At 68.1% G+C, this 13606-nt stretch carries 13 protein-coding genes and 1 other RNA gene; 8 read left to right on the plus strand and 6 right to left on the minus strand.

All coding sequences use genetic code 11. From position 1 onward, the window contains the following. The first annotated feature begins 40 nt into the window (after window positions 1–40). Together pcaC and EO174_RS12240 are read left to right on the plus strand one after the other, a co-directional pair. The gene (gene pcaC, locus EO174_RS12235) at window positions 41–445 is read left to right on the plus strand and encodes a 4-carboxymuconolactone decarboxylase (protein ID WP_126944637.1); all 405 of its coding nucleotides are present in this window, start codon (window positions 41–43) and stop codon (window positions 443–445) included. 265 nt (window positions 446–710) lie between these two features. Further along, the gene (locus tag EO174_RS12240) at window positions 711–1637 is read left to right on the plus strand and encodes an alpha/beta fold hydrolase (protein WP_104649096.1); all 927 of its coding nucleotides are present in this window, start codon (window positions 711–713) and stop codon (window positions 1635–1637) included. A gap of 16 nt (window positions 1638–1653) precedes the next feature. On the opposite strand, the gene EO174_RS12245 is transcribed toward EO174_RS12240, so the two are convergent. Beyond that, a complete protein-coding gene (locus tag EO174_RS12245) occupies window positions 1654–2511 on the minus strand; it encodes an IclR family transcriptional regulator C-terminal domain-containing protein (RefSeq protein ID WP_126944640.1) in 858 nt (285 codons plus the stop codon). Between the two features lie 147 nt (window positions 2512–2658). Here EO174_RS12245 and EO174_RS12250 point away from each other — a divergent pair, with 147 nt between their 5' ends. Both EO174_RS12250 and EO174_RS12255 read left to right on the plus strand, forming a co-directional pair. Next, window positions 2659–3519: a PA4780 family RIO1-like protein kinase gene (locus tag EO174_RS12250; protein WP_115675730.1), complete on the plus strand. Its 861-nt coding sequence runs from the start codon at window positions 2659–2661 to the stop codon at window positions 3517–3519. Between the two features lie 322 nt (window positions 3520–3841). Further along, entirely contained in the window at window positions 3842–4810 is a 969-nt protein-coding gene (locus EO174_RS12255) for an alpha/beta hydrolase (protein ID WP_126944643.1), read from the plus strand. Window positions 4811–4941: 131 nt separating this feature from the next. Here EO174_RS12255 and EO174_RS12260 read toward each other — a convergent pair whose 3' ends face one another. The 3 genes from EO174_RS12260 to EO174_RS12270 form a co-directional block, all read right to left on the minus strand. Beyond that, the gene (locus EO174_RS12260) at window positions 4942–5589 is read right to left on the minus strand and encodes a DUF2490 domain-containing protein (protein ID WP_164740191.1); all 648 of its coding nucleotides are present in this window, start codon (window positions 5587–5589) and stop codon (window positions 4942–4944) included. A gap of 281 nt (window positions 5590–5870) precedes the next feature. Beyond that, complete coding sequence (gene mnmG / locus EO174_RS12265) at window positions 5871–7775, minus strand: tRNA uridine-5-carboxymethylaminomethyl(34) synthesis enzyme MnmG (RefSeq protein WP_126944649.1); 1905 nt, start codon at window positions 7773–7775, stop codon at window positions 5871–5873. Between the two features lie 577 nt (window positions 7776–8352). After that, on the minus strand, window positions 8353–8832 hold the full coding sequence (locus EO174_RS12270; RefSeq protein ID WP_126944652.1) for a hypothetical protein: 480 nt from the start codon (window positions 8830–8832) through the stop codon (window positions 8353–8355). Between the two features lie 157 nt (window positions 8833–8989). Here EO174_RS12270 and EO174_RS12275 point away from each other — a divergent pair, with 157 nt between their 5' ends. The 3 genes from EO174_RS12275 (at window position 8990) to EO174_RS12285 (ending at window position 11051) form a co-directional block, all read left to right on the plus strand. Beyond that, complete coding sequence (locus EO174_RS12275) at window positions 8990–9949, plus strand: pyridoxal-phosphate dependent enzyme (RefSeq protein ID WP_119130308.1); 960 nt, start codon at window positions 8990–8992, stop codon at window positions 9947–9949. Continuing rightward, on the plus strand, window positions 9934–10551 hold the full coding sequence (locus tag EO174_RS12280; protein ID WP_104649188.1) for a YdcF family protein: 618 nt from the start codon (window positions 9934–9936) through the stop codon (window positions 10549–10551). The genes EO174_RS12275 and EO174_RS12280 overlap by 16 nt, the downstream gene beginning before the upstream one ends. Window positions 10552–10631: 80 nt before the next feature. Continuing rightward, window positions 10632–11051: a nuclear transport factor 2 family protein gene (locus EO174_RS12285; protein ID WP_115675733.1), complete on the plus strand. Its 420-nt coding sequence runs from the start codon at window positions 10632–10634 to the stop codon at window positions 11049–11051. A 270-nt stretch (window positions 11052–11321) separates the two neighbouring features. Here EO174_RS12285 and lpxO read toward each other — a convergent pair whose 3' ends face one another. Continuing rightward, window positions 11322–12227, minus strand: a complete 906-nt coding sequence (gene lpxO / locus EO174_RS12290; RefSeq protein ID WP_016903250.1) for a lipid A hydroxylase LpxO — start codon at window positions 12225–12227, stop codon at window positions 11322–11324. A 95-nt stretch (window positions 12228–12322) separates the two neighbouring features. Between lpxO and EO174_RS12295 the strand changes: the two genes are divergently transcribed. Further along, window positions 12323–12398: non-coding RNA, sX9 sRNA (locus EO174_RS12295), on the plus strand. 170 nt (window positions 12399–12568) lie between these two features. On the opposite strand, the gene bioC is transcribed toward EO174_RS12295, so the two are convergent. Beyond that, window positions 12569–13453, minus strand: coding sequence for a malonyl-ACP O-methyltransferase BioC (gene bioC / locus EO174_RS12300; protein ID WP_047124575.1), 885 nt, complete (start codon window positions 13451–13453; stop codon window positions 12569–12571). Between the last annotated feature and the right edge of the window lie 153 nt (window positions 13454–13606).

Below are 13606 nucleotides of genomic sequence, written 5' to 3' on the forward strand. Positions count from 1 at the left end.
CCCCATTCCCCATTCCCCATTCCCACGCAGGAGAACTCCGATGCACGAAGACGAGCGTTACCAGGCAGGTCTGCGCGAGCGCCGACGCGTCCTGGGCGATGCGCATGTCGAGCGCTCGCTGGCCGCACGCACCGCGTTCACCGACGAGTTCCAGGCGCTGATCACCCGCTATGCCTGGGGCACCATCTGGACCCGCGATGGCCTGCCCGCACACACCCGTTCGCTGCTGACCCTGGCGATGATGGTCGCGCTGGGCCACGACGAGGAATTCAAGCTGCACGTGCGCGCCGCGCGCAACAACGGCGTCACCCCCGAGCAGATCAAGGAAGTGTTGCTGCAGGCCGCGGTCTATTGCGGCGTGCCTGCCGCCAACCATGCCTTTGCGCTGGCCAGCCCCATTCTCGAAGAGCAGGCGGGCGACGCAGGGCCGGCGAGCGAAGGCTGACAGCCACGGCGACGCGCGGGTGCAGCAGGCGCGCGTGGCTGACGCGCCAGGCGGCGATGCACCGCGATCGGTTCGGATAGCGTGCCGCTGCTAGGCCAGCAGCGCAGGTGCGGCAAGAATGCAGACGCAATGCATCTGGTTGCGTGCTGGCGGCGCCGTGAGCACACCGGCCGGTGATGACATCGCCCATCGACGACGGGATGATGGACATGCGGCGACGGACAACCGCTTCCGGTCGCACAGGACATTCCCCACGAGGTTGCCGATGCTGCTGCGTACCGTTTGCTTGCTCTTGCTGCTGCTCGCCGCCTCCGGGCTGCAGGCACAACCGCATCCCGGGCCCGGGACCCGCCTGGCGCAGGTGCGCACCGACGATGGCCAGACGCTGGCGGTGTGGTCGCGCGTGCCGGCGCAGCCGCGCGGCACGATCCTGCTGGTGCATGGGCGCACCTGGAGTGCGTTGCCCAATTTCGACCTGCAGGTTCCCGACGAACCGCGCGATGCGCGCTCGGTGCTGGCGGCATTGGCGCAGGCCGGCTATGCCGCCTACGCGGTGGACCTGCGCGGTTATGGCGGCAGTGCGCGCGATCCCAGCGGCTGGAACACGCCCGCGCGCGCGGTGGCCGATGTCAGTGCGGTGCTGGCCTGGGTGGCCCGTCAGCACCCGCAGCTGCCGGCGCCGGCGTTGCTCGGTTATTCCAATGGCGCGCGGGTGGCGCTGCTGATCGGCCAGCAACACCCGCAGGCAGTGTCGGCGTTGGTGCTGTACGGCTTCCCGGACGACGTCGACGCAGCCCCCGACGCCACCCCGGCGCCCGCGCAGCCAGTGCGTGCGCGCACCACGGCCGCGGCGGCCGGCGAGGATTTCATCACCGCCAACGCCGCCCCGCCCGGCGTGCGTGCGGCCTATGTGGCGCAGGCGGTGTCGGCCGACCCGGTGCGCACCGACTGGCGCGCGATGGAGCAGTTCGCCTTCCAGCCGGAGCAGGTGACCACGCTGCCGGTCTTGCTGCTGCGTGGCGTCGACGATCCCATCGCGACCCAGGCGGACAACGCGCATCTATACGCACGTCTGCGCAGCCAAGACCGCAGCTGGGTCACGCTGCCGCACGCCGATCACGTGGCACATGTCGAGGACACCCATGCCGCCTGGGTGGATGCGGTGGTGAGCTTCCTGCGCCGGCCACGCTGAGCGCGCCGGCAGCCCGCTAGCTCAACAACGCGCCCAGCCGCTGCGCCGCCTGCTTCAACGGCTCCAGCAGCGTCTGCATCGTCTGCAGGCTCACGCGCCCGGCCTGGGCGCCGATGTTGAGCGCGGCGATCACCTCGCCACGCAGGTTGCGCACCGGTACCGCGATCGAGCGCAGGCCGATTTCCAGTTCCTGGTCGGTCAGGCACATGCCTTCGCGGCGCGTACGTGCCAGCACCTCCAGCAATGCCGATGCCTGGGTCACGGTGCGGTCGGTGCGCGGGCGCAGCGTGGTGCGCTCCAGGTACGCCTGCAAGGTGTCGCCGGGCAGGGCGGCCAACAGGACGCGGCCCATCGAGGTGCAATAGGCCGGCAGGCGCGTGCCCGGGCGCAGCCCAATCGACATGATGCGCACCGTTTCTGCGCGTGCCACGTACAGCAGGTCGTCGCCGTCCAGCACGCCCAGCGAGCAGGATTCGTGCAACTGGTCGCGCAGCCCGTCCAGCACCGGCTGCGCCGCCGCCGTCATCGACGAAGACGCCGCATAGGCGCCGCCGATCCCCAGCACGCGTGGCAGCAGCACGTAGCCGCGGCCCTGCTCGCCGACATAGCCCAGCTTGGCCAGGGTGTGCAGCACCCGCCGCACCGCCGCGCGCGAGATGCCGGTCTCCAGGCTGATCTGCGACATCGTCACCTCGCGCGCGTGCTGGGCGAACACGCTCAGCACCACCAGCCCGCGGCCCAGCGAGGTCATGAAGTCCGGGTCGCCCTGGGCCGCGGCGATCTGCTGCATCAACTCATGCGGCAGGCCGCGTTCGCTACCGGCGGTGGCTACGGCGGTGGGGCGTTTGCGTCGGCTGGAGGCGGGCTCGGGCATCGGATCGCGGGCTGGAGGGGTCCATGCATGGTAAGCGCTCACGCCGATGCATGCGCCCGGTCGCAGCTTGTGCCCGGACATGTAAGCGCTTCACCCTGGTTGCCGCATAATCATTGCTGGTTTGTTTCGGATCGGTCCCCTTAGTCCATGAAAACCCCCAAGGGCCTGCAACCGCTGATCGACGACGGCATCATCGACGAAGTGTTGCGACCACTGAAGAGCGGCAAGGAAGCATCCGTCTACGTGGTCAGCACAGGCGCCGACATCTTGTGCGCCAAGGTCTACAAGGACATGGCACAACGCAGCTTCCAGGCGCGCGTGCAGTACCAGGAAGGCCGCAAGGTGCGTGGCAGCCGCCAGGCGCGCGCGATGGGCAAGGCCACCAAGTTCGGCCGGCGCGAAGCCGAGACCGCGTGGAAGAACACCGAAGCCGAGGTGCTCTATCAGCTGATGGATGCCAGCGTGCACGTGCCCAGGCCGCGCGGCTATTTTCATGGCGTGCTGCTGATGGATCTGGTCACCGACGAGGCCGGCCACAGCGCACCGCGGCTGGGCGAGGTGGACCTGGAACCGGAACAGGCGCGCAGCTTCCATGCCAGCCTGATCGGCGACGTGGTCAAGATGCTGTCGCTGGGCCTGGTGCACGGCGATCTGTCCGAATACAACGTGCTGGTCTCGCCCGAGGGCCCGGTGTTGATCGACTTCCCGCAGGTGGTCAGCGCCGCCGGCAACAACGCCGCCCGCGACATGCTGCTGCGCGATGTGCACAACCTGCGCGATTGCCTCGGCCGCTTCGCCCCGGAGCTGCTGGAAACCCATTACGGCGAAGAGATGTGGGCGCTGTTCGAAAAGGGTGAGTTGCGCCCGGACAGCGTGCTGACCGGACGCTTCAAGTTCGACACCCGCCGGGCCGACGTGCGTGCCATCCGCGCCTCGATCGAAGACGCGCGCCAGGAAAACCTCATCCGTCAGCAGGGCCGCGAGGCCGCTGCCGAGGACGACGACTAGACTGCCGCTGCCCTGGCGCGCGCGTCGGCGCGACAGCAGCGGCACAGCGACAGCGCTGCCGGCATGCAGCACGCAGGGAGATCGCACAGGTGCGCGCCGGTACAGGCGCGTAGATGCGTTGCAGCGCAGCAAAAGACCGGCGATGCCCGATCGCAGCGACCATTGCTGGACCCCGCCACTGCGGCTGCATGCGCCGGCAGCACCGGATTTTGCGGCGCTGTGGCGCACAGCCGGCAACGCCATTGAAATGATTGATGACGGTCGATGGTGATTGATCATAAGTATCTGGCAGGCTCAGCCATCGTCTCGTGGAGAGTCCGTCATGTCGTTTGATCCCGATGTCGTGCGCCTGTTTGCCCAGCTTCAACACGCCGCTCAACCACCGATGGAAACCCTGCCGATCGAGGGTGCCCGCGCAATGATGCGTGCACTCGGCGCGCAGATGGGTTTTCCACGCGTGGAGATGGCCGAGGTGCGCGATCTGCAGGCCGATACCGCGGCCGGCCCGGTGCGCCTGCGCCTGTATCGCCCACCAGGGCTAGCCGGCGGCCCTGCACCGACCTGCCTGTTCGTGCACGGCGGCGGCGGTGTGGTGGGCGACCTGGACTCCCATGACGATGTCTGCCGGCAACTGGCGGTGCGTGCCGGCTGCCAGCTGCTGGCGGTCGACTATCGCCTGGCGCCGGAACATCCCGCGCCGGCGGGCGTGGAGGACGTGCTGGCGACCCTGCACTGGCTGGTTGCCCAGCCCGATGCGGTCGGTGCCGATGCACAGCGCCTGGCAGTGGCTGGCGACAGTATCGGCGGGGCGCTGGCCGCGGTCGCGGCGCTGGCCGCGCGCGACGCCGGGATCGCGTTGCGCTGCCAGGTGCTGGTATATCCGCTGACCGATGCGCGCGAGGACAACGGGCAGTATCCGTCGCGATCGCACAACGCCGGCCTGCCGCCACTGACCACCGAGGCGGTGCGCTTCTTCAACCGGCATCTGTTGCCCGATCCTGCCATTGCACAGGACTGGCGCGTCTCGCCGATGCTGGTGCCGGAGGTGGCCGGCGTTGCGCCCGCACTGGTCATCGTGGGCGACCGCGACATGCTCTACGACGAAGGACGCGGCTATGCCGAACGTCTGCGCGCAGCCGGCGTGGAAGTCACCCTGCACAGCTTTCCCGGCATGATCCACGGCTTCATCAACATGGGCGGGGTCCTGCGCGCCGCCGACGAAACGCTGGAGATGGCGGCGCTGCTACTGCGCCAGCGCTTGCTGCCTGCCGTCGAGCGCAGGGCGGCGTAAGGCATGCGTGCGGCAGGCGTGCGTGCGCGCGCTGCCGCGGCACTGCAGCCACTCGCGCATGCAGGTCGCCGGCGTCGGGAAGCCCCGGCCGAGCCGGTGGTTGCGCAATCCTTGCGGCCGCCCATCACGCTTCAGAAATTGAAGCGGAAGGTGGTCATCAGCACATGGTTTTCGCGGTCCACCGTGCTGGTATTGACGAACTGGTTCAGATAGCCGACATCGACATTGGCAACGTCGTTGAACTTCCAGTTGATGCCGACGAAGACGCGGTTCTGGTCCAGGCCGCGTCGCGCACCCCATTCGGTCTGATCGAGATTGACGAACAGTTCGTTGAACGCCACCCACGACAGTTGCGCAGACAACGCACTGGGCCGGACCGCTCTGATCATCTGGCGCACCCGATACCCTTCGTCACTGAATCCTTCGCGGTGACGCTGCTCCAGGCGGGTGCGGCTGGTGATGGTGATGTTGGCAATCGGATCGAACTGATATTGAAACTGGCCCCACCAGCGGTTTTCGCGGTTGGAGGATTGCCCGGCCGGGTGGCTGATGATGGTGTCGTAACCCATCCAGACACTGGCCTTGGGAGTGAACCGGTAAAACACCGCGGGACGCAGGATCAACTGGTCGAACTGCTCGCCCTCTTCGCGCCAGCGCGGATGCACATCCATGCTCCAGTACAGGTTCTCGACCGGCAGCTTGCCCTGGGCATACACGCTCAGCCAGTAACGCCCGTCTTCCTCGGTCTGCGCGGCCGCTTGCGAGGTGCCGCCCAGCATCAGCAGCAGGGCGGGGCAGGCGATTCGGTAGGTTGCCGACAGCAGCGCGCGCAGTGGGTTCATGGTCAGGACGTCGTCAGTGGTGCCGGAGCATACCAACTCGGTCGCGACCTCCATCAAGCTTCCCGGCATCGCCCGTGCGATACCGGCGCATTGCTTCGCGTGCGGCGACATGGAGTCGCGCCATGACATCGGTTGACAAGCATCCACGCATTTTCGGCGTGTAAAGCGATGGGGCGATCAGGACGCCGACATCAACGTGTCAGCGCCTCGGCGGGCACTCACGCCACCTGGCTGCGGCGCGCCCGTTCCAGATGCACCAGCAGCAGCGAGATCGCCGCCGGCGTCATGCCGGGAATGCGTTGCGCCTGGCCGATGTTCTGCGGGCGCACGCGTTCGAGTTTCTGCTGCACTTCGATCGACAACCCACGCACGCCGGCGTAATCGAATCCTTCCGGAATCGGCGTGGTTTCGTGGCGCTGCTGGCGCGCGATGTCGTCGCGTTGGCGATCCAGGTAACCGGCGTACTTGACGCTGATCTCCACCTGCTCGGCCACCTGCGCATCGTCCACGCCCGGCCCCAGGGTCGGCACGCGCATCAGCGTGGCGTAGTTGAGTTCGGGGCGCTTGATCAGGTCCAGCACGTTGGTTTCGCGGCTCACTGCCACGCCCAGGGTCTGGGCCACTTCGCGGCCCAGCGCATTGCCCGGGGTCGCCCACAGCAGCGACAGGCGCGCGCTTTCGCGCTGCACCGCCTCCTGCTTGGCCGCAAACCGCGCCCAGCGCGCATCGTCGACCAGGCCCATGGCACGGCCGACGCCGGTCAGGCGCGCATCGGCATTGTCCTCGCGCAGCTGCAGCCGGTATTCGGCGCGGCTGGTGAACATGCGATACGGCTCGGTGGTGCCATGGGTGATCAGATCGTCCACCAGCACACCCAGATAGGCCTCGTCGCGGCGCGGCGACCACGCCGGTAATCCCTGCACATGGCGCGCGGCATTGAGGCCGGCGAGCAGGCCCTGGGCGGCGGCCTCCTCGTAGCCGGTGGTGCCGTTGATCTGGCCGGCGAAGAACAGCCCGCCCACCGCCTTGGTTTCCAGCGAGGCCTTGAGCCCGCGCGGGTCGAAGAAGTCGTATTCGATCGCATAGCCGGGGCGGGTGATGTGCGCCTGCGCAAACCCGTGGATCGAGCGCACCAGCGCCAGCTGCACGTCGAACGGCAGCGAGGTGGAGATGCCGTTGGGATAGATCTCGGCCACGTCCAGGCCTTCGGGCTCGACGAAGATCTGGTGGCTGGTCTTCTCGGCAAAGCGCACCACCTTGTCTTCGATCGACGGGCAGTAACGCGGGCCGATGCCTTCGATCTGCCCCGAATACAGCGGCGAGCGATGCAGCGCGCTGCGGATGATGTCGTGGGTCTGCTCGGTGGTCTGGGTGATCCAGCAGCTGACCTGGCGCGGGTGATCGCCGAGCTGGCCCATGAACGACATCACCGGTAGCGGATCGTCGCCGGGTTGTTCGGCCATCACGCCGTAGTCGAGCGTGCGCCCGTCGATGCGCGGCGGGGTGCCGGTCTTGAGCCGGTCGATCGCAAACGGCCGCTCGCGCAGACGCGCGGCCAGCGTGGTGGCCGGCGGGTCGCCCATGCGCCCGGCCGCGTACTGGGTTTCGCCGACATGGATCTTGCCGGCCAGGAAGGTGCCGGCGGTCAGCACCACCGCCGGCGCTTCGAAACGCAGCCCGGTCTGGGTGACCACGCCGCGCATGCTGTCGGCTTCGGCAGCGCCGTGGTGGATGATCAGATCGTCCACCGCTGCCTGGAAGACGGTCAGGTTGGGCTGCGTCTCGACGATGCGGCGGATCGCATTGCGGTAGAGGTTGCGGTCGGCCTGGCAGCGGGTTGCGCGCACCGCCGGCCCCTTGGAGGCATTGAGGGTGCGCCACTGGATGCCGGCCTGATCCGCCGCGCGCGCCATCGCCCCGCCCAGCGCGTCGATCTCCTTGACCAGATGGCCCTTGCCGATCCCGCCGATGGCCGGGTTGCAGCTCATCGCGCCCACCGTCTCGATGTTGTGGGTCAGCAGCAAGGTGCGGGCACCGGCGCGCGCGGACGCCAGCGCCGCCTCGGTGCCGGCATGGCCGCCGCCGATCACGATGACGTCGTAGCGATAGAAGGAGTCGGACATGGGCGTGGACCAGGAGCAGAAGGAGGTTGGCGGCCGCGAAAGTATCGGCTGAAGGGCGGGCGAGGTCACGAAATCACCAAAAGTGTGACTCCAATCACATTATCGAACAGTGGTGCTCAAGTTGGCATGTTCCGTGCGGATATCCCTACTGCACCCGTCGTGGCATTGCGACATGGGCGCAAGGCTGGAATTGGAACAGGGGCCAGCCACGCGTGCGACGGGGTCGCGTAAGGGTCGGTAGTCGGGGGACTGCCGGCCCTTATTTTTTTCCGGAATCCATGCCGGCCGCAGGCCCGCCTTCCGGGTTGGGATACCCACAGGTGCGGCAGAGCGGACGACAAAAACATAAAGCCCCGGCATGCCGGGGCTTTATGCATTGGAGGCGCCGATATCCGACAGGGCCGGAACAGGGGGGATCCAGATTTCCCTGTCGGACATCGACATAAGTCGGTCAGTGAAGCGAGTCAGGTCAAAAAATGACGTGGCGGGTCACACAGAGCACCTAGCTTGCGACCAAGTGCCGGCTGAACGCAAGCCCCCAACATCATCATTTGTGGGCCACGTCGCAGTCAGTCACTCAGGGAATCTGCTGGCGTGTGTTGCGGGGCGCGGTCTGCCGTTGAATCTCACGGATCACCCGCGGCGGTGCACCGATGCGTGGCGGCGGCCGCGACGGCGGCGCACCGGTCGCCGGGGGGCGATTGGGTTGCTGCGGGCGCGGTCCGTTGGGGCGGGGGCCGTTCGGACGCGGGCCGTAGAACGAGCCATTCGGACGCGGCGGCCGGTACTGCGGGCGTCGATCGTTCTGGCGGTAGTAATAGCCGCCACTGCCGCGGTAGACCGGATACACCGGGTAGTCGTACAGCCCGATCGACCCGGCACCATAGGGGTAGCCGTACGGGCTGCCGTAGGAATACGGTGAGTACCCCGGTGGGTAGCGATACTGCACCGCAGGCGCGCCGCGGTAATAGCCGCCCGACCCAGCGCCGGTGTAGTCGTACGTTGCGCAGCCGCCCAGGGCCAACAGCCCGGCGGCGAAGATCAGACGGAATTTCATCGATGGTGCCCTCCTGCAACCATGGTGTCACTTTCGAACCGATGCATTGAATCGGTCCTTAACTGTGCCGCAATGTGGCGCTTCTTCATCGATCCAGCATGCGCGGGCAGTGCGCCTGCAGCCGTGAAGGCGGGGACGATACGTTAATCTTGCAGGCATGATCGAGACGGTCCCTCTTGCCCATTCCGACGTCCTGCAAGCCGCTGCGCGCATCGCGCCGCAGTGCGCGCCGACACCGCTGCTGACCGCGCACAGCCTGGATGCCCTCTGCGGCGCGCAGCTGTTCTTCAAGGCCGAACACCTGCAGCGCAGCGGCGCATTCAAGTTCCGTGGTGCCTGCAACGCGGTGTGGTCATTGCCGGCCGGGCTTGCCGCACGCGGTGTGGTCACCCATTCGTCCGGCAATCACGGCGCCGCACTGGCGCTTGCCGCGCGCACGCGCGGGATCGGCTGCCATGTGGTGGTGCCCGAAGGCGCGGTGGCCGCCAAGCTGGCCAATATTTCCCGTCACGGCGCCACGCTGTGGCGTTGCGCGCCCACCATCGCGGCGCGTGAGCAGATGTGTGCCGAGGTCCAGGCCGGCAGCGGCGCGACGCTGGTGCATCCGTATACCGACCCGGCCGTGATCGCCGGGCAGGGCACCGCCGCGCTGGAGCTGCTGCGGCAGAGCGGCGGGCTGGACGTGCTGGTGGCACCGGTCGGAGGCGGCGGGCTGGCGGCAGGCACGGCGCTGGCGCTGCAAGCGGCGCCGGGCTGCAAGCTGGTGCTGGCCGAGCCGAGCGGGGCGGCCGATACCGCGCGCTCCCTGGCGGCTGGCGAGCGCCTGGTCGACTTCGTGCCCGACACGCTCTGCGACGGCCTGCGCGGCACCCTGGGCGCGCCGAATTTCGCGCTGTTGCAGGCCGCCGGCGCTCAGGTGATCACCGTGGACGATGCGGCGGTGGTGCAGGCGATGCGGTTGATTTGGCAGGTCCTCAAACAGGTCGTGGAGCCGTCCTCGGCGATTGCGCTGGCGGCGGTGCTGGCCGACCCGGCACGCTTCGCCGGGCGGCGGGTCGGGCTGATCCTGTCCGGCGGCAATGTCGACCTGGACGCGCTGCCCTGGGCCGCGGCGTGAGCAGGCGCTCGCGCGGGATCGGTCTGTGGGGCTGGTGCTGGCGCCTGTGCATGCTGGCGCTGATCTGGCTGGTGGGCGTGGCCGGCTGGATCGTCTGGGTCGGCGATCGCGACCAGGCCGCGCCGGCCGACGTGATCATCGTGCTGGGTGCGGCCGCCTACGACGCGCGCCCCTCGCCGGTGTTCGAGGAGCGCATCCGGCATGCGCTGGACCTGTACACGCAGGGCTACGCGCCGCGGCTGCTGTTCACCGGCGGCTTCGGCAACGGCGCACGCTTTGCCGAATCGCAGGTGGCGCGGCGCTATGCGCTACGCCACGGCGTCCCGCCGGAAGCGATCGTGATCGAGACGGTCTCGCGCACCACCCGGCAGAATCTGCAACAGGCGCGCGCGCTGATGGACCGGCACGGCATGCACCGGGCGATCATCGTCAGCGACCCCTTGCACATGGCGCGCGCGCTGCGGCTGAGCCAGGAGCTGGGGGTGGACGCGCTGGCTTCCTCCACGCCCAGCACGCGCTTTCGCAGCTTCCACACCAGCTGGCGCTTCCTGCTGCAGGAGGTCTATTACTTCCACCGTGATCTGGTGGTGCAGGGCGCTTGAGGCCGGGTGTGCTGCATGGCAGGCGTGTCCAAGCGCAGCACGCGCTCTATGATGCGGCTTTCCCATCGGCAGGTGCGAGCATGAGCGAGCGCAATCGGCAACACGCCATCGGCCTGGTCCAGGCCTATTACGACGCCTTCAACCGCGGCGATTGGGATGCCATGCTGGCGTTCCTGGCCGACGACGTCGCGCACGACCTCAATCAGGGCCCGCGCGAGATCGGCCGGGCGGCATTTGCCGCCTTCCTGCAACGCATGAACGACAGCTACCGCGAGCAGCTGCGCGATGTCGTGGTCACCGCCAACGAGGACGGCACGCGGGTCGGTGCCGAGTACGTGGTGCACGGGGTCTACCACACCACCGACGAAGGCCTGCCGGAGGCCAACGGGCAGACCTACGTGCTGCCGGGCGGTGCATTCTTCACTGTGCACGACGGCAGGATCACCCGCGTCACCAACTACTACAACCTGCAGGAATGGATTGCGCAGGTGGCGCGCTGAGTGCATCAATCGGCGCGGGCCAGCCCTGCGTAGGAGCGCACCCGGGCGCGATGAGGCGTTACCGCAATGCCTGGTCGCGCCCAGGTGCGCTCCTACGTGGTGGGTCCGGTGTTGTGGCATGACTCCGGCGTTGCGGCATGACGCGGTGCATACCCTGCCTGGACCGATCGGCATGGGCAGCCAGACCTGCGCAGGAGCGCACCCGGGCGCGATGGGCGTTACCGGTAACGCCCCATCGCGCGCAAGCGCGCTCCTGCGCGGTGGTCCGGGTTACAGCAGCACGATCCCGACCACCACCAGGATGAAGATGCCCCACTTGAGCGTCTGGTACAGCGGGTTGTTGCGCTCCTTCAGCGCCTTGGCCTTCAGCCGCGCGGCATAGAAGTAGCGGAACACGCGGTTGATGCCGCCGGTCTTGTCGCCTTCCTGGTTGGGCGAGGCACCGGCCGAGAGCAGGCTGCGGCCGACGAAGCGGTTCACCGCCGCGGCCCAGCGCCAGCGCATCGGGCGCTCGATGTCGCAGAACAGGATGATGCGGTCCTGGTCGGTGTCGTTGCGCGCATAGTGGATGTAGGTCTCGTCGAACATCGTCCATTCGCCATCGCGCCAGCTGTGGCGCTGCCCGTCGACGTCGATGAAGCAGCGGTCGTCGTTGGGCGTGGCCAGGCCCAGGTGCAGGCGCATGGACCCGGCGAACGGGTCGCGGTGCGGGCGCAGTTCGCTGCCCGGCGGCAACTCGGCGAACATCGCGGCCTTGACGGTGGGGATGGACTTCAGCAGCGCGGTGGTCTGCGGGCACAGCTCGGACGCCGACGGGTGCGCGGTGCCGTACCACTTCAGATAGAAGCGCTTCCAGCCGCGGCGGAAGAACGAGTTGAAGCCGATGTCGGTGTAGCCGTCGGCGGCGCGGATCTTCTGCATCTGCTGCAGCGCCACCGCTTCATCGCGGATCAGCGGCCAGTTGGCGCGCAGCGGCGCCAGTTCCGGGAATTCCTTGCCGGGATCGATGAACGGTGTGGTCGGCACCCGCGAACACAGATACATCAGCGTGTTGATCGGCGCCATGAAGGTGGAATGGTCCAGCAGCTGCCGGCTGAGCCGGTGCCGCACGCGACCGCGGTAATGGATGTACAGCGCCGATGCGATGAACAGCGCGATGATGAGCCACTTCAACATTGGGAAGACCAATTGGGGGGCGGGGGCCGCAAACATCAGCGCGGCGATCAAAACGACAAACGGCCGGGCGGGCGCTGGCGGTGCTCGGAACCTGCATGTATCACGCGTACACGGCGGTCCCTGCGCGCCGTCTGCAGCCACCTGGCGATCGCTTGCGACGTAGTGCTAGCCACGCTGGTTGAGGCATTGAACAAGGTGAGCCGCAACAGGAACCTGCGGCCGTTGACTGCTGAATTCTACCGGGTGTCGGGACCGAGCCTGACAGGTCGGCATTGGTGTGGCCGCAAAACTGTGTGTCTCGCCGGCAGCAGCTGCGGTGCTGCCGGCGATCTGCACCGCCGCTAGTCGATGCGGCGGCGGATCGGAATCGAGGCCACCGGCACGCTGGCGACGTCATGCCCCTGCTCGCGGATGGGCGCGCCCGGTGCCGGTGCCCAGGCATGGGCATAGATCACTTCCCAGGAGCTGGGCAAGGTGCCGTCCGGCCGCCGCAGCGGCTCGTAGGCGGCGCTGGCGGCGGCAAAGCGGCCGCGCCCGGTCAGGGTGGCGCGGCGATTGCTGAGCGCGTTGGTGGCGCCCATCGCGCGCAGCTCGCGCATCAGCGCGGGCAGGTCGCTGTAGGTCAGCGTGAACAGGTCGCGGTCCAGCACCGGGTCGCGGAAGCCGGACATCAGCAAGGCATCGCCGAACTGGGCGATCGGCGGGAATCGGCTGACATGCGGGGCCGGGTCGGCCTGGGCGAAGGCCTCGCGCAATTCGATCAGCGTCTCCGGGCCGAAGGTGGAGCACAGCAACAAGCCGCCCGGCCGCAGCGCGCGGCGGAAACCGGCGAACACTGCCGGCAGGTCTTCCACCCACTGCAGGCACAGGTTGCTGAAGATCACATCCACGCTGCCGTCGGCCACCGGCAAGGCGCGCGCATCGGCGCAGACCTGCGCGAACGGCTTCCACCAGCCCGCCGCCTTGCGCGCCTGGCGCAGCATCGGCATGGCCTGGTCCAGCGCGATCACCTGCGCCTTGGGCCAGCGCTTCTTGATCGCGGCGCTGGCATGGCCGGGGCCGGCGCCGACATCCAGCACCACCTTGGGCACCTGGTCGCCCAGGTAGTCGAGCGATTCGAGCAGGCGCGCTTCGGCTTCGCGCTGTAGCGCGGCGGCGGCGGCATAGCTGCTGGCGGCACGCGCAAAGGCGCGCCGGACGTGGCGGGGGTCGAAAGTACTGTTCATGAGCGGCGCTATTGTCGCCTGTGGCCGGGGCGGAGGGAATCGATGTGTGGCGCGGACCGGCAATCGGCCCGGAGCAGTGCAAGCGGTCGGTCCGCCAGCGACAGCATGGCGACCGCAAGGGACCGGCAAGGTGTCTCGACGCGCGCGTCGTGG

The organism is Xanthomonas sp. BRIP62418 (genome assembly GCF_003993495.1).
GTDB lineage: Bacteria > Pseudomonadota > Gammaproteobacteria > Xanthomonadales > Xanthomonadaceae > Xanthomonas > Xanthomonas euroxanthea.